Source organism: Mesorhizobium sp. B2-9-1 (genome assembly GCF_006439455.1).
GTDB lineage: Bacteria > Pseudomonadota > Alphaproteobacteria > Rhizobiales > Rhizobiaceae > Mesorhizobium.
This window is the reverse complement of the sequence record NZ_VFTP01000003.1, coordinates 543,463-568,496: the sequence shown is the minus strand read 5'-3', so window position 1 is coordinate 568,496 and position 25,034 is coordinate 543,463. Positions and strand designations below refer to the sequence as shown.

The 25,034-nt window shown below is 64.5% G+C and carries 24 protein-coding genes and 1 other RNA gene; 1 reads left to right on the top strand and 24 read right to left on the bottom strand.

The genetic code is table 11. The annotated features are described in order from the left end of the window. The 17 genes from FJW05_RS09940 to mraZ all read right to left on the bottom strand — a co-directional run. Positions 1 to 204: UDP-3-O-acyl-N-acetylglucosamine deacetylase (locus FJW05_RS09940; protein ID WP_181164892.1), on the bottom strand; the 204-nt coding region annotated here is incomplete at its 3' end. A 404-nt stretch (positions 205 to 608) separates the two neighbouring features. After that, a complete protein-coding gene (gene ftsZ / locus FJW05_RS09935) occupies positions 609 to 2,264 on the bottom strand; it encodes a cell division protein FtsZ (RefSeq protein WP_140630931.1) in 1,656 nt (551 codons plus the stop codon). A 67-nt stretch (positions 2,265 to 2,331) separates the two neighbouring features. Next, on the bottom strand, positions 2,332 to 3,639 hold the full coding sequence (ftsA, locus tag FJW05_RS09930) for a cell division protein FtsA (protein WP_140630928.1): 1,308 nt from the start codon (positions 3,637 to 3,639) through the stop codon (positions 2,332 to 2,334). Next, positions 3,636 to 4,580 carry a cell division protein FtsQ/DivIB gene (locus FJW05_RS09925; protein WP_140630925.1) on the bottom strand — a complete coding sequence of 315 codons (945 nt, stop codon included), beginning with the start codon at positions 4,578 to 4,580 and terminating at the stop codon, positions 3,636 to 3,638. Before FJW05_RS09925 ends, ftsA begins: the two co-directional genes overlap by 4 nt. After that, the gene (locus tag FJW05_RS09920; RefSeq protein ID WP_140630922.1) at positions 4,568 to 5,494 is read right to left on the bottom strand and encodes a D-alanine--D-alanine ligase; all 927 of its coding nucleotides are present in this window, start codon (positions 5,492 to 5,494) and stop codon (positions 4,568 to 4,570) included. Before FJW05_RS09920 ends, FJW05_RS09925 begins: the two co-directional genes overlap by 13 nt. A gap of 313 nt (positions 5,495 to 5,807) precedes the next feature. Next, complete coding sequence (gene murB, locus FJW05_RS09915) at positions 5,808 to 6,773, bottom strand: UDP-N-acetylmuramate dehydrogenase (protein WP_140544448.1); 966 nt, start codon at positions 6,771 to 6,773, stop codon at positions 5,808 to 5,810. Beyond that, positions 6,770 to 8,176 (bottom strand): UDP-N-acetylmuramate--L-alanine ligase, encoded by a 1,407-nt coding sequence (murC, locus tag FJW05_RS09910; protein ID WP_140544450.1) that lies wholly within the window; start codon positions 8,174 to 8,176, stop codon positions 6,770 to 6,772. Before murC ends, murB begins: the two co-directional genes overlap by 4 nt. Next, positions 8,173 to 9,297, bottom strand: a complete 1,125-nt coding sequence (murG, locus tag FJW05_RS09905; RefSeq protein ID WP_140544452.1) for an undecaprenyldiphospho-muramoylpentapeptide beta-N-acetylglucosaminyltransferase — start codon at positions 9,295 to 9,297, stop codon at positions 8,173 to 8,175. Before murG ends, murC begins: the two co-directional genes overlap by 4 nt. A gap of 6 nt (positions 9,298 to 9,303) precedes the next feature. Next, complete coding sequence (ftsW, locus tag FJW05_RS09900) at positions 9,304 to 10,455, bottom strand: putative lipid II flippase FtsW (RefSeq protein WP_095768993.1); 1,152 nt, start codon at positions 10,453 to 10,455, stop codon at positions 9,304 to 9,306. Continuing rightward, positions 10,455 to 11,855, bottom strand: coding sequence for a UDP-N-acetylmuramoyl-L-alanine--D-glutamate ligase (gene murD, locus FJW05_RS09895; RefSeq protein ID WP_140630919.1), 1,401 nt, complete (start codon positions 11,853 to 11,855; stop codon positions 10,455 to 10,457). Before murD ends, ftsW begins: the two co-directional genes overlap by 1 nt. Positions 11,856 to 11,865: 10 nt before the next feature. After that, positions 11,866 to 12,948 (bottom strand): phospho-N-acetylmuramoyl-pentapeptide-transferase, encoded by a 1,083-nt coding sequence (mraY, locus tag FJW05_RS09890; RefSeq protein ID WP_140544456.1) that lies wholly within the window; start codon positions 12,946 to 12,948, stop codon positions 11,866 to 11,868. Between the two features lie 26 nt (positions 12,949 to 12,974). After that, entirely contained in the window at positions 12,975 to 14,408 is a 1,434-nt protein-coding gene (locus FJW05_RS09885; protein WP_140630916.1) for a UDP-N-acetylmuramoylalanyl-D-glutamyl-2,6-diaminopimelate--D-alanyl-D-alanine ligase, read from the bottom strand. After that, on the bottom strand, positions 14,405 to 15,859 hold the full coding sequence (locus tag FJW05_RS09880; protein WP_140630914.1) for a UDP-N-acetylmuramoyl-L-alanyl-D-glutamate--2,6-diaminopimelate ligase: 1,455 nt from the start codon (positions 15,857 to 15,859) through the stop codon (positions 14,405 to 14,407). Before FJW05_RS09880 ends, FJW05_RS09885 begins: the two co-directional genes overlap by 4 nt. 54 nt (positions 15,860 to 15,913) lie before the next feature. Further along, positions 15,914 to 17,635, bottom strand: coding sequence for a penicillin-binding protein 2 (locus FJW05_RS09875; RefSeq protein ID WP_140630912.1), 1,722 nt, complete (start codon positions 17,633 to 17,635; stop codon positions 15,914 to 15,916). Next, the gene (locus FJW05_RS09870) at positions 17,632 to 18,027 is read right to left on the bottom strand and encodes a hypothetical protein (protein WP_140630909.1); all 396 of its coding nucleotides are present in this window, start codon (positions 18,025 to 18,027) and stop codon (positions 17,632 to 17,634) included. The genes FJW05_RS09875 and FJW05_RS09870 overlap by 4 nt, the downstream gene beginning before the upstream one ends. A 4-nt stretch (positions 18,028 to 18,031) precedes the next feature. Beyond that, positions 18,032 to 19,048 carry a 16S rRNA (cytosine(1402)-N(4))-methyltransferase RsmH gene (rsmH, locus tag FJW05_RS09865; protein ID WP_140630906.1) on the bottom strand — a complete coding sequence of 339 codons (1,017 nt, stop codon included), beginning with the start codon at positions 19,046 to 19,048 and terminating at the stop codon, positions 18,032 to 18,034. Beyond that, on the bottom strand, positions 19,045 to 19,503 hold the full coding sequence (gene mraZ, locus FJW05_RS09860; protein WP_140630904.1) for a division/cell wall cluster transcriptional repressor MraZ: 459 nt from the start codon (positions 19,501 to 19,503) through the stop codon (positions 19,045 to 19,047). Before mraZ ends, rsmH begins: the two co-directional genes overlap by 4 nt. Before the next feature lie 390 nt (positions 19,504 to 19,893). Between mraZ and FJW05_RS09855 the strand changes: the two genes are divergently transcribed. Further along, complete coding sequence (locus tag FJW05_RS09855; protein ID WP_140630901.1) at positions 19,894 to 21,009, top strand: cystathionine gamma-lyase; 1,116 nt, start codon at positions 19,894 to 19,896, stop codon at positions 21,007 to 21,009. A 9-nt stretch (positions 21,010 to 21,018) separates the two neighbouring features. Here FJW05_RS09855 and FJW05_RS09850 read toward each other — a convergent pair whose 3' ends face one another. The 7 genes from FJW05_RS09850 to FJW05_RS09820 all read right to left on the bottom strand — a co-directional run bounded on the left by FJW05_RS09850 (position 21,019) and on the right by FJW05_RS09820 (position 25,001). Beyond that, positions 21,019 to 21,312, bottom strand: coding sequence for a type II toxin-antitoxin system RelE/ParE family toxin (locus tag FJW05_RS09850; protein WP_140630899.1), 294 nt, complete (start codon positions 21,310 to 21,312; stop codon positions 21,019 to 21,021). Further along, entirely contained in the window at positions 21,309 to 21,593 is a 285-nt protein-coding gene (locus FJW05_RS09845) for a type II toxin-antitoxin system ParD family antitoxin (RefSeq protein ID WP_140630896.1), read from the bottom strand. Before FJW05_RS09845 ends, FJW05_RS09850 begins: the two co-directional genes overlap by 4 nt. Positions 21,594 to 21,750: 157 nt before the next feature. Further along, positions 21,751 to 22,147: RNase P RNA component class A (rnpB, locus tag FJW05_RS09840), an RNA gene on the bottom strand. A gap of 135 nt (positions 22,148 to 22,282) precedes the next feature. Next, positions 22,283 to 22,984 carry a lytic transglycosylase domain-containing protein gene (locus tag FJW05_RS09835; RefSeq protein WP_140630893.1) on the bottom strand — a complete coding sequence of 234 codons (702 nt, stop codon included), beginning with the start codon at positions 22,982 to 22,984 and terminating at the stop codon, positions 22,283 to 22,285. A 167-nt stretch (positions 22,985 to 23,151) separates the two neighbouring features. Continuing rightward, complete coding sequence (locus FJW05_RS09830) at positions 23,152 to 23,937, bottom strand: N-acetylmuramoyl-L-alanine amidase (RefSeq protein ID WP_140630890.1); 786 nt, start codon at positions 23,935 to 23,937, stop codon at positions 23,152 to 23,154. Further along, the gene (locus FJW05_RS09825; RefSeq protein WP_140544480.1) at positions 23,934 to 24,653 is read right to left on the bottom strand and encodes a DnaJ family molecular chaperone; all 720 of its coding nucleotides are present in this window, start codon (positions 24,651 to 24,653) and stop codon (positions 23,934 to 23,936) included. The genes FJW05_RS09830 and FJW05_RS09825 overlap by 4 nt, the downstream gene beginning before the upstream one ends. Before the next feature lie 135 nt (positions 24,654 to 24,788). Continuing rightward, positions 24,789 to 25,001 (bottom strand): hypothetical protein, encoded by a 213-nt coding sequence (locus FJW05_RS09820; RefSeq protein WP_140544482.1) that lies wholly within the window; start codon positions 24,999 to 25,001, stop codon positions 24,789 to 24,791. Positions 25,002 to 25,034: the final 33 nt, after the last annotated feature.

Here is a 25,034-nt window from a genome sequence, read left to right as displayed (position 1 = left end):
GCAGAGATCGGTGGCGCCGACTTCCGCGACCAAGGCGCGGAGCTCCCGGGCTTCGCCGCCATTCGAAAGATGAAAGACGATGCCGGTATCGGCGTCGGCCGGCAGGAAATGAACGGTGACGGTCTTGCCGCTATGGACGCCGATGCCAGCCAGCGTCGCGCGCGATTTCACTGTCGTCTGATAGTCGTGCAAGAGTAACCCCATACGCCCAAAATGCCTGCGTCCGCTCCACTGGCCCTGGGTATCTTGCAGCCAGTCTGATGGTCTGGCGCTCGCACAAATGCGGCAAAATAAGCAAGAGCATGCGGCTCTGTATAATCGGCAGGCAGGGCTACTCCCCGAATCCCGGCAAACCGACTTTAGTCCGTGGCGAAGATAATGGCCCGCCCTGGAGACTCCAAATCACGGTTTCTTACCCCGTGTAACCACGGAAATGTGACAGAAATAGCTCTTAAGCCATTGTTTTCAATGTCTTTTGTAAAAGCGACAGGCAGACGATTTCTCGTCTGCCTGTTAACAACCGTTATACATCGTTAACGATCAGCGCTACGCTGTATCGACGATCAGCGGTCCGCGCCGTATCGACGATCGGCGGCCCGCCGTACCGATCAGTTGGCCTGGCGACGCAGGAAGGCCGGGATTTCCAGCTGGTCGTCTTCCTGGACTGTGCGGGCCTGCGGCGTCAGCCGGCCCTGGTCGTCGAGCTGGCCGCGGCGCGGCGCATAGAGCGCAGGATCCTGGCTAGCGAGACGGCGCATCTCAGGCGCGGCCTGACGCAGCTTCGGCTCGCGCGGCTGCGCCGGCTGAAGCCGGGCCGGCTCTTCCTCGCGGCGGGTAAGGCCGTTGGTCAGCCGCTTGATCAGCCCCATCGGACCGCTGTTTTCATGGTCCGCCGGCCGGCTCTTGGCTTCGACTTCGGCCCTTACCACCGGCGGAAAATCTTCCACGCGAGGCATGCGCTGCGGCGCCGCGGCCACAGGCTGCGGCATCTCGCGCTGCGGCGCGGGCTGCTGCATGACCTGCTGCGGCACCACCGGCTGCGGCTGCGCAGGCGGGGCTTGGAAGATCTTGCTCTGCGGCCGGAAGTCGTCGACCGGCAAGGCGCGCGGCTGCGCCATGGCGGCGGCGTTCGCCTCGGCAAGCTGGATCGCCTCCGCGACCGGATCGGCCGCGCGCGGCTCATAGGCCTGCGGCTGAACCGGAGCGGGGCGGATTTCGGCCACCGGAGCCGCCGCCGGGCGGGCGGCCGGCTTCTGCGGCGCGCGAATCGAGATCGGCGCAGCCGCGATTTCGGCCGCCGACTTGTCGATGCCGGTGGCGACGACCGACACACGGATCACGCCTTCCAGCTCCTCGTCGAAGGTGGCGCCCAGGATGATGTTGGCGTCCTGGTCGACTTCCTCGCGGATGCGGGTCGCCGCCTCGTCCACCTCGAACAGGGTGAGATCGCGGCCGCCGGTGATCGAGATCAGCAGGCCCTTGGCGCCCTTCATCGAGGTCTCGTCGAGCAGCGGATTGGCGATGGCGGCTTCAGCGGCGGCCATCGCGCGGCCCTCGCCCGAAGCCTCGCCCGTGCCCATCATCGCCTTGCCCATCTCGCGCATCACCGAACGGACGTCGGCGAAGTCGAGGTTGATCAGGCCTTCCTTGACCATCAGGTCGGTGATGCAGGCGACGCCCGAATAGAGCACCTGGTCGGCCATTGCGAAGGCATCGGCGAAGGTGGTCTTGTCATTGGCCAGCCGGAACAGGTTCTGGTTGGGGATGACAATGAGCGTATCTACGCATTTCTGCAGTTCCTCGATGCCCATGTCGGCCGTCTTCATGCGGCGCTGGCCCTCGAAATGGAACGGCTTGGTGACGACGCCGACGGTGAGGATGCCCTTCTCGCGCGCCGCGCGGGCAACGACCGGAGCAGCGCCCGTGCCGGTGCCGCCGCCCATGCCGGCGGTGACGAAGCACATATGGGTGTTGGAGAGGTGATCGATGATCTCGTCGATGCACTCTTCCGCCGCCGCGCGGCCGACTTCGGGCTGCGAACCGGCGCCGAGGCCTTCGGTGACGTGCGCGCCGAGCTGGATCAGCCGCTCTGCCTTGGACATCGTCAACGCCTGCGCGTCGGTGTTGGCCACCACGAACTCGACGCCGCGCAGGCCGGCTGTGATCATGTTGTTCACGGCATTGCCGCCGCCGCCGCCGACACCGAACACGGTGATGCGTGGCTTGAGCTCGGTGATGTCCGGCTTCTGCAGATTGATGGTCATTGTCTCCGTCCTTTGCCTTTCCCGCCGCCTCGCCGCTGCGGCCGCCTATGGGGCTGTCCCCGTCAAATTAAAAACTGTCTCTCAACCACTGACTCATGCGATGCAGTTTTCCGCCCGTTCCGGTCATCCTGAAACCGGAAAGTCCTTTCGCCGAATGGCTCTCGAAGCTCGCCATCTGCGGATAGATCATCAGTCCGACCGGGGTCGAGAACGCCGGTCCCTTGGCCGCCTCAGGCAGCCCTGCGACGCCCAGCGGCCGGCCGATGCGCACATTGCGCCCGAGAATGCGGCGCGCCGCTTCCGGCAGGCCGGCGAGCTGGCTGGCGCCTCCGGTGAGCACGACCCGCTTGCCGACGGCATTGCCGTAGCCGGACTTGTTCAGCCGGTCGCGCAGCAGCTCCAGCGTCTCGTCGATGCGGGCGCGGATGATGCGCGTCATTACTGAGCGCGGGATCTGCAGCGGTATATCGCCGTCCTCGCCGATCGGCTGGATCGAGACGAGGTCGCGGTCGTCGGCGCTGCCGGGCAGCGCCGAGCCATGCATCACCTTCAGCCGCTCCGCGGCATGGAGCGAGGTCGACAGGCCCTTGGCCATATCCAGCGTCACATGGTTGCCGCCGATGGCGATCGCGTCGCCATGGACGAACTTGCCCTCCGAGAAGACCGAGATGGTCGTCGTCCCGCCGCCCATGTCGATGCAGGCTGCGCCCATTTCGAGCTCGTCGTCGACCAGCGAGGCAAGCCCGCTGGCATAGGGCGTCGCCACCATGCGCTCGACCGACAGATGCGAACGGTTGATGCAAAGCTCCAGATTTCGCATCGGCGCCGCGTCGCCCGTCAGCACATGCATGTCGACGCCAAGCGCATCGCCCACCATGCCGCGCGGGTCGCGCATGCCGCGCTCGCCGTCGAGGGAGAAACCGACGGGCAGCGAATGAACCACCTCGCGCTCGGCCCGCAGCGCCTGCTTGGCGCCGGCGGCGAGCACGCGCTTGATGTCGACTTCCTCGACCGGATGGCCGCCGAGATTGATGGTCGCCGAGAAGGCTTCGCTCTTCAGCCGACCCGCCGTCATGTTGACGATGAGGGAATCGACCGTGAGCCCGGCCATGCGCTCGGCCGCATCGACGGCAAGCCGGATGGCATGCTCGGCGCGATCGAGATCGACCACCACGCCAGACTTCACGCCTTGCGACTTCTGGTGGCCGATGCCGATCACCTGGATGCGATGCGAACGTCCGCGCAGCAGCTTGCCGTCCTCGTTCGGCTTCAGCTTCGCCACGACGCAGCAAACCTTGCTGGAGCCGACATCGAGCACCGTGAGTGTGCCCGACCGGCGCGAAGAAGCGTCGCTGCTGCCGCCAAGCCAGCTCATATCTTTCTCTCCGCCTTGCGCTTGGCCAGGGACTTCGGCTTGTCGCTGAGCGCTGCTTCGCGCTGTGTCGCCGCTTCCGGCGACAGCTCCACGACCAGCCGGTCGGAAAGCCGCATGTCGACGGCGGCGATGTCGCGAGTCAGCAATCCGTTGTCATGGTCGATCTTGACGAGCTCGGCGATCGCCTGGTCCTCGCCGTCTTCCGGCAGCTTGATCGTGATGCCGTTTTCAAGCCTCAGGTCCCAGCGCCGTTCGCCGACCCGGATGTAGCCTTTGACCCGCGCCGCAAGCTCGGGATAGCGCTCGATCTTGGCGAGGAAGGCCGGCGCCATGGCCGGCGCGCCGGTGCCGATGATCAGCGGCAGCAGCGCCTGCTTGCCGCCCGAGAACGGCGCGATCATCTCGCCCGATCGCTCGATGACCGAGACCGAGGTGCCCTGCTGCCAAAGCGCGAAGGGTTGGCGCTCCTCGATGCGCACTTCCAGCGCATGCGGGTATATCTTGCGCACCGCGGCTCCCTCGACCCACGGCAGCGTCGCGATGCGCTCGCGCGCGGCCTCGGCATCGAAGCCGATCAGCGAGGTCCAGCCGTCGAGGCCGAGCCGGTCGAGCACATCGATCTCGGAGGTCTGGCGGTTGCCGACCACCTTGATTTGGTCGACGGCGAAGCCGGTGCGCGCCGTCACGCCCTGCACGATGCTGTCGGCGTAGCCGCCGAGATAGGCGCCGTAGGCGCTGCTGGACGCGATCAGCGCAGCGGAAAGGATCGCCGCCGAAAAGCGCGGCGCCTCATACTCGCCGCCGCACAGACGCGCCAGTACGCGCATCGGCCGGCGAAGCTGACGCGGCAGCACGAAACGGTCGAATGACAGCGAAACGCCGAAAAGCGCGAGACCAGCCGCACCGACGCCATTACCCTGTCCCCACCTCAACGCAGACACGAAGCGTCCTCCACCATCCAACTCAACAAATCGCCGAACGGGTGCCCCGCTTGCGCGGCGATTTCAGGCACCAGAGACGTCGGCGTCATGCCCGGCTGAGTGTTGACCTCGAGCCAGACAACCTCGCCGTTTTCGGAGTGGCGGTCGTCGTAACGGAAGTCCGATCGGGAAACGCCCCGGCAACCAATGGCAAGATGAGCCTTGAGGGCCAGTGTCTGTATTTTTTGGTAAATATTCGGTGAAATTTTAGCAGGGATTTCGTGTTTTGATCCGCCGGGAACGTATTTTGAATCGTAATCGTAGAAGGAATGCCCGGTCGGGATGATCTCGCAAACGCCGAGCGCCACATCGCCCATCACCGCGCAGGTCAATTCGCGTCCGTGGATGTAGCGTTCGACCATCACGGTCTCGCCATATTGCCATTCCGTGGAGCCGATCACCTGCGGCGGATGCGACTGCCCCTCAAGCACGATGACCACGCCAAAGCTCGACCCCTCATTGACCGGCTTGACCACATAAGGCGGCTTCATCGGATGCTTGTTCTGGACGGCGAAGCGGTTGACCACCTTCGATTCCGCGACCGGAATGCCGGACGCCTTGGCGATCTTCTTGGCCTGCTCCTTGTTCATGGCGAGCGCCGAAGCGAGCACACCCGAATGGGTGTAGGGAATTGCGAGATATTCGAGAATTCCCTGGATGGTGCCGTCCTCGCCGAACGGACCGTGCAGCGCGTTGAAGGCGACGTCAGGCTTGAGCTCGGCAAGCACAGACCCGACATCGCGCGAAACATCGACCCGGGTGACCTGATAGCCTTCATTCTCGAGCGCATCCGCACACGCCTTCCCCGAGGACAGAGACACGGGCCGCTCCGAGGAGAATCCACCCAGGAGGACAGCCACATGCTTCTTCTTCATCCCGTCATCCCCTCTCACGCCGGGCCTGCAACCGATATTCCCGCACCGCATTTCCAAACATTGAGTCCGAGCCCTCCGGCAGGTTGCCCCCCCCAGACGGAAAACGCGGCTTAACGCGTCGAACGACTCAAATCAGGAAACGCTTTAGGGCAGAGAATCAGAGAGTTGATTCGCTGGCAAGTACCTATGATTCCGAGAGATTCACTTTCCGCGAAAACAGCCGCAAAAAGTGAATTGTGAGTCTTTGAGGCAACGGTTCTACGGCTGTTTCAGACCGCTGGAAGTTCAAGCATCACATGAACTTAAGCCTAAGCTAAAGAAGCTGCCCGAGAAACTCCTGCACCGCATGGCCCGGCCTGAAATTGCCGAGGCGCTTGATCTCCCAGTGCAGCCTGATGCCCGAATTCTCGAGCACCCGCGCCCGCACCGTCTCGCCGAGATATTCGAGGTCGTAGCCGGTGGCCGTGCCGGTGTTGATCATGAAGTTGCAATGCATCGGCGACATCTGCGCGCCGCCGATCATGAGCCCGCGGCAGCCGGCCTTGTCGATCTCCTTCCAGGCCGAGGTGCCTTCCGGATTCTGGAAGGTCGAGCCGCCGGTCTTTTCCCTGATCGGCTGCACCGTCTCGCGATGGTTCTGCACGGCATCCATCGCCGCCTTGATCGCCGCCTTGTCTTCCGCAAACCCTTCGAAAATGGCCGAGGTGAAGATCAGTCCGGCAGGCGCGGACGAATGGCGATAGGCATAGCCCATATCGGCATTGCTCAGCGTATGGAGATTGCCCTTGCGGTCCAGCGCCCTCACCTCGACGAGCCGTTCGCGGGTCTCGACGCCGTTGGCGCCGGCATTCATCCTGAGCGCGCCGCCGACGGCGCCAGGAATGCCGTGATAGAAATGGAAGCCGCCGATGCCGGCCTCGTAGGCCACCGCTGCGAGACGCTTGTCCGGCGTCGCCGCGCCGGCTTTGATCGTGGTCGGCCCGGTGGTCTCGGCCTCGCCGAAACCCTTGGCCGAGAGCCTGACGACAAAACCCGGAACGCCGCCGTCGCGCACCAGAAGGTTCGAGCCGACGCCGACCACCGTGATCGGCACCTCTTCCGGCACAGCCCGAAGGAAAGCCGCAAGATCTTCCTCGTCGGCCGGCTGGAACAACGCCTCGGCGAGGCCGCCGGCCCGGAACCAGGTGATCTTGTCCATCTCGGCGTTCGGCGTGATACGGCCGCGCAGGCCGGCAAGCTTGTCGCTGAGCTTAAGGATCAGGTCCTGGCCGTGCATCATGAGGGCGTCCCACCAAGTTCCTTGGGCAGCGCGTAAGCCCATTGCGTGATGTTGCCGGCGCCGAGGAAGATGACGAAATCGCCGGGCTTGGCAAGCTCGCGAATGGCTGGCGCGATCGCCGCCTGACCCTCGATATAGCGCGCGTCGCGGTGGCCGCCGGAACGGATGCGCGACACCAGCGCGTCGGAGGTCGCGCCTTCGATGGGTTCCTCGCCTGCCGCATAGACCGGCGCCACCATCACCGTGTCGGCGTCGTTGAAGCAGACCGAGAACTCATCGAAGAGATCGTGCAGCCGGGTGAAGCGATGCGGCTGCGCGATGGCGATCACCCTGCCATCGGTCGCGCTGCGCGCGGCCTTCAGCACCGCCGCGATCTCGACCGGATGGTGGCCGTAGTCGTCGAACACCTCGACGCCGTCCCACGAGCCGGTACGGGTGAAGCGCCGCCTGACGCCGGCGAAGGACGACAGGCCCTTCTTGATCGCCTCGGCCGAGAGGCCAAGCTCATGCGCGACCGCGATCGCCGCCGTCGCGTTGGAGACGTTGTGGCGGCCAGGCATCGGCAGGCGCAGGTCCTTTATCGAGGTCGTGCCCCGCCCCTTGCGATCGCGGATCACGACATCGAATTCGGAGATCGCGCCCTGCATGCGGTGGTTGCTGAAGCGCACATCGGCCTGCGCGTTCTCGCCATAGGTGATGACGCGCCGGTCCTCGATCCGTCCGACCAGCGCCTGGACTTCCGGGTGGTCGGTGCACATCACGCCGAAGCCATAGAACGGCACGTTTTCGACGAACTGGCGGAACGCCTCGCGCACCTTGTCGAAGCTGCCATAGTGGTCGAGATGCTCGGGATCGATGTTGGTGACGACGGCGATATCGGCCGGCAGCTTCAGGAACGTTCCGTCGCTCTCGTCGGCTTCGACCACCATCCACTCGCCATCGCCCATGCGCGCATTGGTGCCGTAGGCGTTGATGATGCCGCCATTGATGACGGTCGGGTCGAGCCCGCCGGCCTCGAGCAAGGTCGCCACCATCGAAGTCGTCGTCGTCTTGCCATGCGTGCCGCCGATGGCGACCGCCTGGCGGAACCGCATCAGCTCGGCCAGCATCTCGGCGCGGCGGACAATGGGGAGCAACTTCTCCCGCGCGGCCTTGAGCTCCGGGTTGGATTTCTTGATCGCGGTCGAAACGACCACCACTTCGGCGTCGCCGAGATTCTCGGCCTTGTGGCCGACGAAGCATTCGATGCCCTTGTCGCGCAGCCGCTGCACATTGGCGCCGTCGGCCTGGTCGGACCCCTGCACCTTGTAGCCGAGATTGTGCAGCACTTCCGCGATGCCGCTCATGCCGATGCCGCCGATGCCGATGAAATGCACAAGGCCGATGGTCTGCGGCATCTTCATACGCGCGTCCTCCTGTAGTCCGAAACCGTTTTGCCGGACGCAATAGCCTCTGTCAGATCGGCGAGCAACCGCGCCGCGTTCGGTTTCCCGGCCGAGCGGGCGGCGGCGGCCATGGTCGCCAGCCGGTTCGGATCCTTGATCAGCCCGCCGACCAGTTCGGCGATCCGCTCCGCCGACAGCGTCGACTGCGGATGAAGCTCGGCCCCGCCGGCGGCGGCAAGCGCCGCGGCATTCGCAGCCTGGTCGTGGTCGAGCGCATGCGGATAAGGCACCAGCAGCGCCGGCCGGCCGATGACGGCGATTTCCGAAACCGTCGAGGCTCCGGAGCGCGACATCACCAGATGCGCCGCCGCCATGCGCGCCGCCATGTCGGTGAAGAAGGGCGAGACCTGGACGTCGACGCCGAGATCGGCATAGGCGGCCTTCACCCGCACCACATCCTCGGCGCGCGCCTGCTGCGTGATCGCCAGCCGCTTGCGCAGGTCTTGCGGCAGCAGCGCGATCGCCGCAGGCACGGCATCGGAAAAGAACTGCGCGCCCTGACTGCCGCCGAACACCAGGAAGCGGAACGGTTCGCCCTCATTCGATACCACGTAAGGCGTTTTCGCCGCATCGAGGACCTGCGGCCTGACCGGATTGCCGGTGGTCACCGTCTTTACGCCGTCAGCGCTTGCGCCCTCCGGCAGGAAACCGCCGGCAATCGCATCCACGCGGCCGGCAAGCGCCTTGTTGGCGCGGCCCATGACGGCGTTCTGCTCATGGATCAGCGTCGGCACTTTTCGCCTTGTCGCGGCATAGAGCGGCGGCAGCGTCGGATAGCCGCCGAAGCCGACGACAGCCTCCGGCTTGATCCTGGCGATTACACGGCCGGCCTCCCGCACGCCCTGCCAGATCTTCCAGAAGGCCGAGAGCATGGCGACCGGGTTCTTCGAACCCAGCGTGGCCGAGGGGATGGTGTGAATGTCGGCTGCCGGGAAATGGCGGGAATAGCGCTCGGCGCGATTGTCGGTGGCAAGATGCACCTTCCAGCCGCGGTCGATCAGCTCATGCGCCAGCGCCTCGGCCGGAAACAGATGTCCGCCCGTTCCGCCGGCCGCAAGCAGGATGACACCCTTCGCCATCCTGCCTCATTCCGCCGGCATTGCGCGCTGCGAAAGGACGAAGCCCATCTGCTTGCGCTTTTCCGGACGCTTGCGCGTCAAGGCGAGCACCATGCCCATCGAGACGGCGATGGCGATCTGCGAGGAGCCGCCATAGGAGATGAAGGGCAGCGTCATGCCCTTGGCCGGCATCAGCTGCAGGTTCACGCACATGTTGATGGCCGATTGCAGGCCGAAGACGGTGACCAGGCCGCCGACCGCATAGCGGGTGAAATCGTCCTGCTCCTTGAGCGCGATGCTTAGGCCGCGCAGCACGATGAAGGCGAAGATCGACATGATGAAGAAGCACATTATGAGGCCGAACTCCTCGCCGGCGACCGAGAAGACGAAATCGGCGTGGCTGTCGGGGATGACCCGCTTTACCGTGCCCTCGCCCGGGCCGACGCCGAACCAGCCGCCATTGATCAGCGCCTCGCGGCCCATATCGACCTGGAAGGTGTCGCCTTCGCCGGTCATGAACTTGTCGATGCGCGCGGCGACGTGCGGAAACACCGTATAGGCAGCGAACACGCCGCCGACCCCGGCAGCCCCCAGCGCGACGATCCAGAACCAGGGCAGGCCGGCCATGAAGAACATCACGCCCCAGGTGCCCAGCACCAGCATCGTCTGGCCGAGATCGGGCTGGGCCACCAGAAGCGAGATGACCAGCGCCAGCAAAAGCATGGCGAACAGGTTGCCGGGAATGTCGGGCTGGCGCCTGTGCTCCGCAAACAGCCAGGCGCAGATGACGACGAAGGCCGGTTTCAGGAACTCGGACGGCTGAATGGAAAGGCCTGCAAGCGACACCCAGCGCCGCGCCCCCTTCACCTCGACGCCGATGTAGAGCACCGCCACCATCAGCACCAGCATGATGCAGATCATCACCAGCGACATGCGCCTTATCTGCCGCGCCTCCAGGAAAGAGACCGCCAGCATCACGATAAGCGCCGGGATGGTGAAGATGATCTGGCGCGTGGCGAAGTGGAAGCTGTCGAGACCGATGCGCTCGGCCACAGCCGGACTTGCGGCGAAAGACAGCACGATGCCCAGTCCCATCAGCGACAGGAATGCCGCCAGGAACCAGCGATCGATCGTCCACCACCAGGTGGCGACAGGACTTTTGTCGAGACGGCTTTGCATCAACGTGGCCCTCCGATGGATTTCACCCCATCAATAGCAGTCGCAGCTTGCCTGAAGGCTTCGCCGCGAACTTCGAAATTCTTGAACTGGTCGAAACTGGCGCAGGCCGGCGAAAGCAGCACCACGGCCTCGCCACCGGTGTCCTTTGCCGCGTCGTTGGCGGCATGCTCGACCGCCGCCGCCAGCGTTCCGGATATTTCGTAAGGCACCGCCTCGCCGAGCGTCGCCGAGAAGGCGGGCGCCGCCTCACCGATCAGATAGGCCTTGGCGATGCGCGGGAAGAAGCCGCGCAGCGGCTCGATGCCGCCTTCCTTGGGCAGGCCGCCGGCGATCCAGTAGACGCGGTTGAAGCTCGATAGCGCCGGTGCGGCCGCATCGGCATTGGTCGCCTTGGAATCGTTGACGAACAGCACATGGTCCTTGCGGCCGACCTGCTCCATGCGATGCGCCAGCCCGGGGAAGCTTTCGAGCCCGGCCTGGATCTCGCCGAGATCGAGCCCGATCCTCAGGCACGCGGCGACCGCCGCCAGCGCATTCTGCGCGTTGTGCTGGCCGCGCAGCGACCCGATGCCTTCGAGGAAGGCGACGCGGCTGTAGCGGCCATGCACGGCTTCCATCAGGTTGGTGCCGTCGGCGAAATAGCCGTCGGTCAACGGCAGGCGCTTGGAAATGCGGATGACCGGCCGGCCGGCCCGTTCCAGCCGGTCGGCGATCTGGGCGCACCAGGAATCGTCGACGCCGACGATCGCGGTATCGCTGCCGGCGACCAGCCGCTCCTTGATCGAGGCGTAATGCGCCATCGTGCCGTGCCGGTCGAGATGGTCTGGCGTCAGGTTGAGCAGGATGCCGGCGGTCGGATTGATGGAGGGAGCGAGATCGATCTGGTAGGACGAGCACTCGACCACATAGTGCCGCGTCGGCTCGGGCGGATCGAGCGTCATGACGGCACGGCCGATATTGCCGCCCATCTGCGTGTCGCGGCCTGCCGACTTCACGATATGCGCCGTCAGCGCCGTCGTCGTGGACTTGCCGTTGGTGCCGGTAATCGCGATGAAGGGTGCTGCCGGCGCATGGCTGTTGCGCTCGCGGCAGAACAGCTCGATGTCGCCGATCACCTCGACGCCGGCGCCGCGCGCCAGCTCCACCGTCCAATGCGGCTTGGGATGCGTCAGCGGCACCCCTGGCGACAGCACGAAGGCGGCGAAACGCGGCCAGTCGGCCAAGCGCAGATCCCCGGTCGTAATCCCCGCGGCCGCTGCCTTGGCGACGCTGTCCGGATTGTCGTCCCAGGCCAGCACCTCGGCGCCGCCTGCGATCAGCGCATGCGCGGTGGCGATGCCCGAGCCGCCAAGCCCGAAGAGCGAAATGCGTTTGCCTGAGAAGGAAGCGGCGGGGATCAAGCAGCGAGTCCTATCTGAGCTTGAGGGTCGAAAGGCCGACCAGCGCCAGGATGACGGCAATGATCCAGAAGCGTATCACCACCTGGCTTTCGGTCCAGCCGAGCTTTTCGAAATGGTGATGGATCGGCGCCATCAGGAAGACGCGCTTGCCGGTCATCTTGAAATAGCCGACCTGGATGATGACCGACAGGATCTCGACCACGAACAAGCCGCCGACGATGACCAGCACGATCTCGTGCTTGGTGGCGACCGCGATGGTGCCGATCAGCCCGCCCATCGCCAGCGAGCCGGTGTCGCCCATGAAGATGGCGGCCGGCGGCGCGTTGAACCAAAGGAAGCCGAGGCCTGCGCCGATTACCGCGCCGAGCACGACGGCGAGCTCGCCGGTGCCGGGAACGAAATGGATCTGCAGATATTCGGCGAACACCGCGTTGCCCGACAGATAGGCGATGACGCCGAAGGACGCCGCCGCGATCATGATCGGCACGATCGCCAGGCCGTCGAGGCCGTCGGTCAGGTTCACCGCATTGCCGGCGCCGACGATAACGAAGCAGGAGAACGGCACGAAGAACCAGCCGAGATTGATCAGGAATTCCTTGGCGAAGGGAAAGGTCAGCGACGACGAGAACGGCGCCTGGCCGTTATGCATGATCACCCAGGCCGCGATGGCGGCGATGATGAACTCGATCGCCAGGCGGGCCTTGCCGGAGAAGCCCAGATGCGACTGCTTGGTCACCTTGAGATAGTCGTCGTAGAAGCCGATCGAGCCGAAGCCGACGGTGACCAAGAGCACCACCCAGACATAGATGCTGGACAGGTTCGCCCATAAGAGCGACGAACCGATGATGCCGGACAGGATCATCAGCCCGCCCATGGTCGGCGTTCCGGCCTTCTTGAAATGCGTCTGCGGGCCGTCGGCGCGGATCGGCTGGCCCTTGCCTTGCCGCAGGCGCAGCGAATTGATGATCGTCGGCCCAAAGATGAAGACGATCAGCGCAGACGTGATCAGCGCGCCGCCTGTGCGAAAAGTGATGTAGCGGAAGACGTTGAAGAACGAGATCTTGTCCGCGAAATCGACGAGCAGTGTGAACATGGTCCTTCCGTCCCCCGGAGCCCGATCTAGGCCGGATTAATGTTTGTGGCTTCCGCCGGAAATTTGCCGAGCAACGCCTCGACCAGCTTTGAAAACCCGATGCCCTTCGACGACTTGACCATCACCACGTCGCCCGGCCTGAGCGCGGCGATCACGATCGGCTTCAGTTCTTCCGCTCCCGATCGATACTCGGTTGCAATGTCTGACGGCAAAACCTCGGCCAGCGCCCGCATTTCCGGCCCGCCGAGAAAGACGTTGCGTGTGCCCGTGCCGACGATCAGCTTGGCAAGCGCCGCGTGGAGATCTGCCGAATGGCTGCCGAGCTCCAGCATGTCGCCGAGCACCGCGATACGCCGGCCCTCGCCTGAGACCGGCGTGGCGTTGAGCAGCGCCATGGCCGCCGCCATCGACGCCGGATTGGCGTTGTAGCTCTCGTCGATCAGCGTGAGCGGCCCGTTGGGATGATGCAGGATATGGCGCCGGCCCCGCCCGCGCTCGGCCGAAAGATCTGCCAGTGCCGCCGCGACCTTGTCGACATCGGCGCCGACCAGCTGCGCGGCGCCAAGCACGGCCAGAACGTTCTGCACGATATGGCGACCAGGCGCCCCGACACGGGCGCTCAGGTCCCTCTTGCCGATCTTGACGGCGATGTCGGAATGGTCGGCATGAAGCTCGCAGCCGACAAGGCGGAAGGCCGAGCGGACATTTTCGCCGAAGCCGAAGACATGCTCGACGCCCGCCTCTTTCGCCATTTTGCCGAGCAGCTTCCAGCGCGGATCGTCGCGGTTGAGCAGCGCTGCGCCACCTGGCTCGATCCCCTCGAAAACCTCGGCCTTGGCCACGGCAATCTCGTCGAGATTCCTGAAGAAGCCGAGATGAGCGGCGGCAATGATCGTCACGATGGCGACATGCGGCCTTACCATCTTGACCAGCGGCCGGATCTCGCCCGGATGATTCATGCCGATCTCGAAGACGGCATAGTCGCAGTCCTGCGGCATGCGCGCCAGCGTCAGCGGCACGCCCCAATGGTTGTTGAACGACTGCGCCGAGGCGTGCACCTTGCCGACCGCCGACAGCACATGCCGCAACGCTTCCTTGGTGGTCGTCTTGCCGGCCGATCCGGTGACCGCGATGATCCTGGCCTTCGAGCGGGCGCGGGCCGCGACGCCGAGCTTCTCGAGGGCCGCGAGCACGTCCTGAACGACGATCATCGGTGCCGTCAGCCGGCCGAGCGACGGCAGCTTGCCCTCGGCGACGACCAGCACCGCCGCTCCGGCCTTGACCGCCGCGGTCGCGAAATCATGCCCGTCCATCGCTTCGCCCTTGATGGCGAAGAACGCGTTTCCCGGGTCCAGGCTGCGGCTGTCGATCGAAATGCCGGTGATGCCTTCCGGCAGCGAGCCGATCGGCCTGCCGCCCATGGCTTCGACGAGCGCTTCCGACGTCCACAGCAGGTTCATGCGGCGCGCTCCTTGAGCGCCTCACGCACTTCCTCATGGTCGGAGAAGTGGAAGGTTTCGGTGCCGACGGTCTGGCCTTCCTCATGTCCCTTGCCGGCGACGATGAGGGTGTCGCCGGCGCGAAGCATCGCCACCGCCTCGTGGATCGCCTTGCGGCGATCGCCGATCTCGATGGCGCCGGGCGCGGCGGCGAGGATCGCTGCGCGGATGGTCTCGGGCACTTCGGTGCGCGGATTGTCGTCGGTGACGATGACGACATCGGCGAGCCGGGTCGCGATCTCGCCCATGATCGGCCTTTTTCCCCGGTCGCGGTCGCCGCCGCAACCGAACACCACGACGACGCGACCCGTGGTGAAAGGCCGGACCGAGGTCAGCACATTCTCCAGCGCATCGGGCTTATGGGCATAGTCGACATAAACGGGAGCGCCGGCCGCGGTGGCGCCGACGAGGTCGAGCCGGCCCGGCGCGCCCTTCAATTTCTCCAATGCCGCCAAAGCCTTGCCCGCGGGTGTTCCAGTTGCGATGGCAAGTCCGGCCGAGACCAGCGCGTTGGCGATCTGGAAATCGCCGGCCAAAGGCAGGTCGACCTCGTGCAGCACGCCGTCGGCCACGATTTCGGCGCGCTGGCGATGCCGCTCATGCTCGACCCGCTTCAGCGTCAGGAAATCGCCATGGCGGCCGACGGTCAGCACTTCCAGCCCCGCCGCTTTCGCGGCTTTGATGGTCGGCTCCGACCATGGGTCGTCGGCAAAGACGATCGCGGGCGCGCCCTTCGGCAGCAACGTGTCGAACAGGCGCAGCTTGGCGCGGTGATAATCCTCGACCGTTGGATGGTAATCCATGTGGTCGCGGCCGAGATTGGTGAAAGCGCCGGCCGCCAGCTTCACCCCGTCGAGGCGGCGCTGGTCGAGACCGTGGCTTGAGGCTTCCATCGAGGCGTGGGTGACGCCCGCATCCGCCAGCTCCTTGAGCAATCGGTGCAACGCCACCGGATCGGGCGTCGTCAGCGAGCCATATTCGTTGCGGCCGGGCGCCACGACGCCGGTCGTGCCGATCGAGGCGGCGGCAAAACCCGCCTGCTCCCAGATCTGGCGGGTGAAGGCGGCGACGGATGTCTTGCCGGCGGTGCCGGTGACGGCGACCATGGTCTGCGGCTGGCGTCCGAAGAAGCGCGCCGCGCTGAGCGCCAGCGCCAGGCGCGGATCATCGACGGCAAGGACCGGGATCGACAGGCTGGAGACGCTCACGCCCTTGCCGGTGACGATCGCAGCCGCGCCGCGGGCCGCGGCATCGGCGGCATAGGTCGAGCCATCGGCCTTGCTGCCGGCAAGCGCGAAGAAGACGACGCCGGTCTTGACCGCGCGGGAATCGGAGGAAAGTCCGGTCACCTCCAGGTCGGGGGAAGCTGTTCCCTCGACAGGCAGGATGCCGGCTAGATCTTTTAGATGCATTGAGTCCCGTTCACCGCAACAAAATAGCGCGCAGTTGCCGGCGCGCCGCAAGAATCACTGATAGGAAACCAGCGTTGCACCATTTTCATGGCTGAAATCTGGCTTCACGCCAAGCATGGCGGCCGCGCGTCTGATGATGTTGCCGGCCATGACCCCCGCATTGTTGGCGGCGACGTCGGTCATCCCGGGCTTTTCAGGATGCGGGGCGTCGGCGATCGTGAACACCAGATATTGCGGATCGTCCATCGGGAAGGCGGCGACGAAGGTGTTGAAATTCAAGTCCTTGGAGTAGCGGCCGTTGATGACCTTCTCGGCCGTTCCGGTCTTGCCGCCAACGCGGTAGCCGGGAACCCGGGCGTTTCTGGCCGAGCCCTTCTCGGCGTTGAGCGTATAGAGGTAGCGCATGCCTGCGACCGTCTTGTCGCCGACCACTTTCTTGGCCACCGCCATTGCCTCCTGCTCGCTGCGCACCAGGAATGTCGGCTCGATCAGATAGCCCTGCATCAGCGCCGCGCAGCCGACGGCGGCCTGCAGGGGCGTCGTCGACACGCCGTGACCGAAGGCGATGGTGAACGAGTTGACCTGTTTCCAGACCTTGGGTTCGGTCGGGCGCGCGACTTCCGGCAGTTCGGTCTGCATCCTGTCCAGAATGCCGAGGCGGTGCAGGAATTCGCGATGCCCCTCGATGCCGACCAGCTCAGCCTCCCTGGCCGACCCGATGTTGGACGAAAAGAGGAACACTTCCGGCAGCGACAGCACGCGGTTCTTGCCGTGGAAATCGTGGATGGCCTGATGGCCGACCCGGATCGGATGCGACGCGTCGAAGCGGCTCGCCATCGTCGCCTTGCCGGAATCGAGCGCCATGGCCGAGGTGAAGCTCTTGAAGGTCGAGCCCATCTCGTAGAGCCCGGCCGACATGCGGTTTAGGCGATCCTTTTCCTGCGCATTATACGGATTGTTCGGATCGAAATCCGGCACCGAGGCCATGGCGACCACTTCGCCGGTCTTGATGTTCAGCACAACGGCGCCGGCGCCGATGGCGCGATAGCGCTCCAGCCCGGCGGCGATCTCGTCGCGCACCACATGCTGGACGCGCAGATCGATCGAAAGCTTGACCGGCTTGAGATCCTTGGCCACGGCGAGCCCCGACGCCTGCAGATCGCTCAGCCCCTGCTCGTCGATATACTTCTCCATGCCGGAGATGCCCTGGTTGTCGATGTTGGTGAGGCCGACGATATAGGACGAGGTCTCGCCGCTCGGATAGAAGCGCCGCTTTTCGGTGCGGAAGCCGAGGCCGGGGACGCCTAGCGCCAGGATGTCGGCCTGCTGCTTCGGCGTCAGCTGGCGCTGCAGCCAGACAAACCCGGCGCCGCTCTTGAGCTTGCGATAGGTCTGCTCGTAGTCGATCTCCGGCAGCACGGTCGACAATCTCTCGATCGCTTCGTCGGCATCGACGATTCGGCGCGGCTCGGCAAACAGCGACGCCGTCTTGATGTCGGTCGCCAGCACCTCGCCGTTGCGGTCGACGATATCCGGACGCGATGCAGTGACCCGGTTCTCCGGGCCGCCCGAAAGATCGGGATTCTGCAGCCCGAGATAGACGAGCCTGCCGGCGATGGTCGAATAGATGGTGAAGAACACCGCCATCGTCATGACGATGCGCGTCTTTGCCTTGCCGCCAGTCGCCTTGCGGGCCGCATCGACGACGATCGAGCCGTCCTCCGCCTGCCTCTTCCGGCGCGTCAGCAGGCCGCCGATCCTTGGAAGACCGATCATTGAACGGTGCTCCCGGTGACCACCGGATCCTTGCCGTCCGAGGGCTCCTTGCCCGAATTGTCGGCCATGCCGCCAAGCCGCTGCGAGGAGAGGTCTTCGATCGTCACGGGTTTCACGGGTATGTCCTCGAGCCCGCCGATCTGGTGCGCGTTGACCGGTTCGAGCCCGAGCTGGCTCTTATAGACATCGGCAAGCTTCTGCAGCCGCGACGGCTGTGTAAGCAGGCTCCAGTCCGCCTTGAGGAGATCGATGGTCTCTTCCTCGTAGTGGATCTGCGCCTGGATCTTCTGCACCGCCGCCTGTTGCTCTTCGGCTTCGCGCTTCGTCTTGTAGGTCAGCGCGGCGGCCGAGACCATGACGGCGATCAGGACTATGTCGCTGGTACGAAACACGTGCTCACCTCTCCCCCGGCCGCTCGACGGCGGGAAGCTTTGGAAGACCGAAAATCGAAAAATCGCCGGCGCGCGCAGGCGCCTCGGTGCGGATCGCCGCGCGCAGCCTGGCCGAGCGCGCCCGCGGATTGGCGTCGAGCTCGGCCTCTCCCGCCGTCACGCCGCCGCCAGCCTTACGGAAAGTCGCGACGCGCAGGGGCGCATCGGGTAAATGCCGCGAGCCGCTGGCCGCTTCGGAGCGGTCGGCGATGAAGCGCTTGACGATGCGGTCTTCCAGCGAATGGAATGTCACCACGGCAAGGCGCCCGCCGGGCTTCAGCGCCCGCTCGGCGGACAGCAGCGCCCTTGCAAGCTCGCCAAGTTCATCATTGACGAAGATGCGCAGCGCCTGGAAGACGCGTGTCGCCGGGTGGATCTTGTCCTTCGGACCTCTTCCGATATGGGTTTCGATGGCGTCGGCGAGATCGAGCGTGCGTTCGAAGGGCTTCTTCTCGCGACGGCTCTCGATCATGCGCGCGATGCGGCCGGCATGGCGTTCCTCGCCGAGAAAGCCGAAGATGCGGGCAAGGTCGCCCGCCTTGAAGGTGTTGACGACGTCGGCAGCGGACAGACCCGCCTGCGCCATGCGCATGTCGAGCGGCCCGTCGGCGCGAAAGGAGAAACCCCGCTCCGCCTGGTCGAGTTGCATGGAGGAAACGCCGATGTCGAGCACCACGCCGTCGGCGCCCTCGATATGCTCGTCCAACGTCGAGAACGGCGCCTGGACAAGCCTCAGCCTGCCGCCGGCCTGTCGTTCGAGCGCCCTGCCCGCCGCGATTGCGTCCGGGTCGCGGTCGATGGCGACGACGGAGGCGCCGCGATCGAGGATGGCGCTGGTGTAGCCGCCGGCGCCGAATGTCCCGTCGACGATCGTCTCGCCGGCCTTTGGCGCAAGCGCGTCGAGCACCTCGGCAAGGAGGACCGGAATGTGACGGGCCGGTCCGCCAACGGCGTGAGGGTCATCGCCGTGGCCAGCCATCATTCCGATCGCTCCCCGGGCTTCGTCCCCTGCCGAAGCTGCAAAAGCCGGGCCCGCGCCTGCGCCCCATAGGCGGCAAGCCGTCCCGGCTCCCAGACCTGAAAGAAATTGCCGCGGCCGACAAAGGCCACCTCGTTCGAGATGCCCGTATGCTCGCGGATGAAATCGGTCATGGTGATGCGGCCGTCCTGGTCGAGCTTCAGAAATGTCCCGTCGCCATGGCAAAAGAACGACATGTCGTCCGCCGTCTGCAGAAAGGGATCCTCCAGCCCGATCCGCTGCTCGTAGCGGTCGAGTAGGTCGAGCCCGCCGACGTCCATGGCCGGCAGATCCAGGCAGCGCAGCGCATAGAGTTCCGCATAGCCGCGTTTTTGCACCACGGCACGAAAATGCGCCGGAACGGACACCCGCCCCTTCGCATCGATCCTGCTCACCGTGTTTGACAGAAACCGGTCCAATAAACGCTACAGCCGCCGTTGCCGCTGCACCCCTCATGTTGTTCTCCGCGCCCCTGCCGCATTTGCAGCAAATCGCTTCATTCACCGGGGCGAAAACCGACAAACGCGCAGCCGCCGCGGCTGCCCGATTGGCGTACGCTTCACCCTGACGCGGAACGAAAGCTTGATCTGAATGGGATATCATGGGGCACTATGGGCGTCAACGGGAACAGGCATTCACAAACACGCGCACCACAACCAGAAAGCGTAAGCTGAAGGCACGTCTCGTCTTTATCGTCTATTAAGCCTAACGAAGCGTTTAGAGCCCTCTGGCCCAAAAAGACGCAGCTTGCCGCGCACAGCCGGCGCGCATAGCGTCGGTTGAAGTTTTCTGCCCAAAGGATCGAGCCAATGTCCGACACTGCGAAGTCACGCGCCGCGACACTTGCCCATTTGCGTAGCGCCGATTTTGCCAAGGGCGATCCCATCCCCTTGCCGCTGACCATGGCCTCGATCTTCCACGCGCCGGGCGACGCGACGGGTTTCGATCAATACGGCCGCTTCAGCAATCCGACCTGGCATGCCGTCGAGCATGCGCTCGGCCACCTGGAAGAGGCGCAAAGCATTATTTTTCCGTCGGGAATGGCGGCGATTTCCGCGGCTTTGTTCGCGCTCGTCAAATCGGGCGACCGCATCCTCTTGCCGTCGGACGGCTATCACACGACGCGCGCGCTGGCCGAGCGTTTCCTGAAACCGCTCGGCGTCGCCTATGATGTGCGGCCGACGGCAAGCATGCTCGACGGCGGCTTCGCCGGCTACCGGGCGGTTTTCGTCGAAAGTCCGTCCAACCCGCAACTGGACATTTGCGACATCGCCGCCGTCGCCAAGGCGGTCCATACGCAAGGCGGAATCCTGATCGTCGACAACACGACGATGACGCCCTTCGGCCAGCGCCCGCTCGATCTTGGCGCCGACATCGTGGTCTCGGCCGACACCAAGGCGATCAATGGCCATTCGGACGTTCTCTTCGGCCATGTCGCCTGCCGCGATCCCGATATTGTCGCCAAGGTGAAGGATTGGCGCGAGACGGCCGGCGGCATCCCCGGTCCGTTCGAAGCATGGCTGGTGCATCGCGGCCTCGAAACGCTGGAAGTGCGCTTCGATCGCATGTGCTCGTCGGCTGAAACCATCGCGCGGCGGCTGAAGGGTCACCGCTCCGTCAGCGGCGTGCGCTTTCCCGGGCTCGAGGGCGATGCCTCGCACAATCTGGCGCGCGCCCAGATGGAGCGCTTCGGCTTCCTGATTTCGTTCGAACTGGCCTCCGAAGAACAGGCAGAGGCGTTCATCGACGGTTGCGCGCTGATCGAAGCGGCAACGTCCTTCGGCGGCGTGCACACATCGGCCGAGCGGCGCTCGAAACGCGGCGACGCCGTTCCGCCGGGCTTCGTTCGTCTCGCGATCGGCTGCGAGCCGGTCGAGGAACTCTGGCAGTCGATCGAGGCGTCCCTGGACAAGATTGCAAGCTGAGCAGACCTGTCACGGATTCACATCATCCGCTTCGATCTTGCGCCGACCGTGTAATACGCGGACGATCTCGACCGCATCGTGACCAACCCGGTACAAGGTAAGGTATTCGCCAACCACCAGATGGCGGATACCGGGCGCGATATCGTCGCGCGGAGCACCTGAAAAGGGATGCAGGCTGAGCAAGCTCCACCTCCTCTCCATGTCGTCTACGAACCGGACCGCGGCATTGGGACTATGGCTGGCGATGTAGTCGCCGATGTCTTCGAGATCGGCCGCCGCTTGAGGAAGCAGCCGATATTTCACTCTTCGAAGCCCTTCGCTTCAGCCATCTTACGATATTTGGCACGCGCTCGTTCAATGACAGACGGGCCGTCGAGGGCCGGCCCGCTGTCGATCCCCTCCTGCACCAGTTTCCGCAGCTCTTCGACGCTGTAGCCAAGCAAGTCGCGTCGCTCCTTCCATTGCCTGAGCGCATCGCGGATCACCTCGCTGGCCGAGGCGTATTCGCCCGCCGCGACGACATCGTCGACCGCGGCCGCCAGTTCCGGCGAAAGTGTGATGCTGCGTTTATCGACCTGACCCATGACAGGCTCCTGCTTTTCCCTCGATAGTACGATTTAATCGCACCAGCTTCAAGAAACAGGTTTGACCACCGCGGAAGCTGTCTTGCAGAATGCTTGAATCGGAAGATACGCCTGTCGGCGTAACTTCCTGATCCCGTTCAGCTGTCGCTACGAGAAAAATGCCAGCTGGCCTGTAAGCCGGGTTCTGTATGGCCCTCGCCTCGCGGCGAGAACGTGGCGGCCATTCATCTTGGGCGCATGTTGCCACGCGCCTCACGCAACCTACCCGGACGGCGGGCCGGAAACAGCCCTCGAAGGTTTCCCCTCGTACCGCCCCTATTCGGTTTTGCTCCCGGTGGGGTTTGCCCTGCCGCTTCTGTTGCCAGTCGCGCGGTGGGCTCTTACCCCACCCTTTCACCCTTGCCGTGGCCGAAGCCGCGGCGGTTTGCTTTCTGTGGCACTTTCCCTGGGGTCGCCCCCGCCGGCCGTTAGCCGGCACCGTGTCTCCATGGAGCCCGGACTTTCCTCACCCGCAACCTTTCGGCACGCGCGGGCGCGGCCGCCCGGCCAGCTGACAAGGGCGTATAAAGGGATTCCCGCCTGAAAACGCAAACGAAAAAGCTGTTGCCATCGCTCAAATGCGCAGCGGTTTGGGACAACGACGTGCTGAAACAGACCCGCGTCGCCCAGATCCACTTCGGCGGACGAGCTTAGGCCGGCGAACCCAGCGCTGCCATCTGCACCTTCACCTTGCTGCAATAGGCGGCCGAAATCGGATTCATCCGCGTCGCGCCGTGACCGGCATTGTATTTCAGGATCGTGCCGCAGGTGGTGCCACCGCCGAGACCCTGCGCCATGGCGAGGTACTTCATGCCGTATTTGATATTGGTGTCGGGATCGAACAGCCCCTTGGCCGAACCGGTGTAACCCATCATGCGCGCCGTGGCCGGCTTGATCTGCATCAGGCCGATCTCGCCGGCGCTGCCGACCAGGTTCGGCCGGTAGTTGCTTTCGATCTTGATGACGGCCTTGGCCAGGGACACCGGCACGCCGTAGCTCGCGGCATAGCGGGCGATGATCGACGAATACTGGCCGCCGCCGGGTGCGGCGGGTGTCGCCAGAGCGATCTGGCCCGTGGGGATCGAGGCTGTCGTGGTGAGATCGATCGTCTTTTTGCCGCGCTTGGCGCGCTTGGCCGTCGATTTCGCCGCCCTGGTCGCGGCGGCCTTCTGCACCTTAGCCGGAGCTCTCTTGATCTTTGGCGCTTTGCTCGCTGGGGCAGCCTTGGTCGTTGGGACGACGGGGAGGCCATTGTCTGCCCTGAGGCTTAAGGGGGCGCTGTTTGCCGGACTGAAGGCAAAGCTTATTACTCCGGCAGCAACGGCTGCCGCTACAACGGTCAATTTCTGCATGTAATCCTGTTCTGTTAGAACCGCGCGAAGAACTTCACGCAGTTGTGTCAATTCAACATCGGAGCATCAGAGAGGCTAGACGTCCAACAACTTGCGGGAGAGGCATTTGGCGGCGGAATTGGCGGCAATGAAGGCGGCGCAATTCACTTTAAATAACAGGTTGTAATTTAAATGACCTTATCGCGATTATTGGCAGAGGCTGCCGTGACGGAAGTCAGGAGCCTCTGCAGCGTGCGGATCGTCGAATTGTCGGCCACGCCATCCACCAGCCGCCGCCGGAAATGCCGCTGGAACGCCGCTACCGCCATTTCCGTCTGCCGGTCGTAAATACCCGATATCTCAATACCATAGCCATAGAGCGCCAGCATCGATTGCAGCGCCTCGACATCGGAGCCGGTGTCGCCGGCCTTCAACGCGGTGCCCGGTTTTATCGGCGCCGCCGGTACGAGGTGACCGATACCGGCCGCGAACAGCGCCTTCCACGGAAATTTTTCGCCCGGGTCGACCTTGCGGCCCGGTGCCACGTCGGAATGGGCAAGCACCCTCGTCGCGGGGATGGAATAACGGCCCACGATGCCCGCGCACAAATCGATCACGGCATCGATCTGCCGCCTCGGGAAGGGCTTGTAGCCCAGTGAATGCCCGGGATTGACGATCTCGATGCCGACCGAGCAGGAGTTGATGTCGGTGCGCCCGAGCCAGGAGCTCTTGCCGGCATGCCAGGCGCGATCGCTCTCGCGCACCATCTGGACGACGCGGCCGTCCTCATGGACAAGATAATGCGAGGACACTTCGCTTGCCGGATCGCACAGCCACGCCTCGGCGCCGGCGCCGGTTGCCATGCCGGTATAGTGCAGCACGATCATGTCGGGCCGCAGCGTCTCGCGGCGCGGACCGAAATTCGGCGACACCCGGACCTCGGCACCTGGCTGGTCGGGCAGGAAACCGCTCATGCGTGCCTGAGGCCCCGCTCGATCATCTCATAAGCGGCATTGATCGCCGCGACCCTGGTCGTGGCGATCTTGATGAATTCTTGCGGCAAGCCGCGTGCGATCAACCTGTCGGGGTGATTGTCCGAGATCAGCTTGCGGTAGCGCTTCCTGATTTCCTCGAATGGCTTGCCGCGCTCGATGCCCAGTACGACGTAAGGATCGGCGGCGCCGAGATTGACGTGCCGCGACAGGATCGTCTCGTAATGCGCCTCATCGATCCGGAAAATCTCCGCGATCCGATGCAGGAACTGCCCTTCCCGCTCATGGATCAGGCCGTCAGCCTTGGCGATATGGAATAGGCCGTCGAGTATATCTTCCAGCATCATGCAGTTGGCATGGCCGGAACCGCAGAGTTGCGCCATGCGCCGGGCGTAGGTCTCGAACCCGGCGACGTCCTGCTTGGCGATGTCGTAAAGCCGCGCCACGTTGCGCGTCTCGCTCGGCGGCACCTCGAAGATTTCCTGGAAAGCGCGCACCTCGTCCTGCGTGACGATGCCGTCGGCCTTGGCCATCTTGGCCGAGAGCGCGATCATCGCCACCGAAAAGGCAACGCGCCGGCGCAAGTCCGGATCGCCGGAAAACACGGTGCGCACGGCTTCAACGACGTCCGCGACGCCCGTGGACGCCGACGACGAAACACGAGCGATGAAGTCGCCAAGGCGGTCCCAAATCGACATGTCGGCTTCATAGTGCGAACCGGGCGGTTCTATCAAGCCGGGACGATGCCGCAGTTGACCGGCGATGCGTGGGATCGACGGCGCAAAAAAGAAGGCCGGCAGTGCCGGCCTTCTTCGATATTGCGGGACGGCCCCTTACTGCGCAGGCGCGGTAGGAGCCGGTTTTGTTGCCGGAGCCGGTTCAGCAGGCTTCGAAGCGTCGGGCGAAGCCGGTTTCATCGGCTGTTCGTTGGCCGGCGGATTGGTGCTCTGGGTGGTGGTGTTGTCAGTGCCGGTGCCACTGTTGCTGCAAGCCGCGACCCCCAGCAGGGCGAGCGCCGAAACAGACGCCAGAATGAGCTTCTTCATGCTATCTCTCCTTCAACAGACGCTCACATTTCG

Bases quoted from the DNA above. Each gene is read 5' to 3' on its own strand.
- FJW05_RS09830 (WP_140630890.1), bottom strand. From the start codon at position 23,937: ATGAGCGGTTTCCTGCCCGACCAGCCAGGTGCCGAGGTCCGGGTGTCG.
- mraY (WP_140544456.1), bottom strand. From the start codon at position 12,948: ATGTTCACACTGCTCGTCGATTTCGCGGACAAGATCTCGTTCTTCAAC.
- FJW05_RS09875 (WP_140630912.1), bottom strand. From the start codon at position 17,635: ATGATCGGTCTTCCAAGGATCGGCGGCCTGCTGACGCGCCGGAAGAGG.
- murG (WP_140544452.1), bottom strand. From the start codon at position 9,297: ATGGCGAAGGGTGTCATCCTGCTTGCGGCCGGCGGAACGGGCGGACAT.
- rsmH (WP_140630906.1), bottom strand. From the start codon at position 19,048: ATGATGGCTGGCCACGGCGATGACCCTCACGCCGTTGGCGGACCGGCC.
- ftsZ (WP_140630931.1), bottom strand. From the start codon at position 2,264: ATGACCATCAATCTGCAGAAGCCGGACATCACCGAGCTCAAGCCACGC.
- FJW05_RS09880 (WP_140630914.1), bottom strand. From the start codon at position 15,859: ATGCATCTAAAAGATCTAGCCGGCATCCTGCCTGTCGAGGGAACAGCT.
- FJW05_RS09835 (WP_140630893.1), bottom strand. From the start codon at position 22,984: ATGCAGAAATTGACCGTTGTAGCGGCAGCCGTTGCTGCCGGAGTAATA.
- FJW05_RS09845 (WP_140630896.1), bottom strand. From the start codon at position 21,593: ATGGGTCAGGTCGATAAACGCAGCATCACACTTTCGCCGGAACTGGCG.
- ftsA (WP_140630928.1), bottom strand. From the start codon at position 3,639: ATGAGCTGGCTTGGCGGCAGCAGCGACGCTTCTTCGCGCCGGTCGGGC.
- murB (WP_140544448.1), bottom strand. From the start codon at position 6,773: ATGATGCACGGCCAGGACCTGATCCTTAAGCTCAGCGACAAGCTTGCC.
- murC (WP_140544450.1), bottom strand. From the start codon at position 8,176: ATGAAGATGCCGCAGACCATCGGCCTTGTGCATTTCATCGGCATCGGC.
- FJW05_RS09855 (WP_140630901.1), top strand. From the start codon at position 19,894: ATGTCCGACACTGCGAAGTCACGCGCCGCGACACTTGCCCATTTGCGT.
- FJW05_RS09920 (WP_140630922.1), bottom strand. From the start codon at position 5,494: ATGAAGAAGAAGCATGTGGCTGTCCTCCTGGGTGGATTCTCCTCGGAG.
- FJW05_RS09885 (WP_140630916.1), bottom strand. From the start codon at position 14,408: ATGAACCTGCTGTGGACGTCGGAAGCGCTCGTCGAAGCCATGGGCGGC.
- FJW05_RS09820 (WP_140544482.1), bottom strand. From the start codon at position 25,001: ATGAAGAAGCTCATTCTGGCGTCTGTTTCGGCGCTCGCCCTGCTGGGG.
- FJW05_RS09825 (WP_140544480.1), bottom strand. From the start codon at position 24,653: ATGTCGATTTGGGACCGCCTTGGCGACTTCATCGCTCGTGTTTCGTCG.
- ftsW (WP_095768993.1), bottom strand. From the start codon at position 10,455: ATGCAAAGCCGTCTCGACAAAAGTCCTGTCGCCACCTGGTGGTGGACG.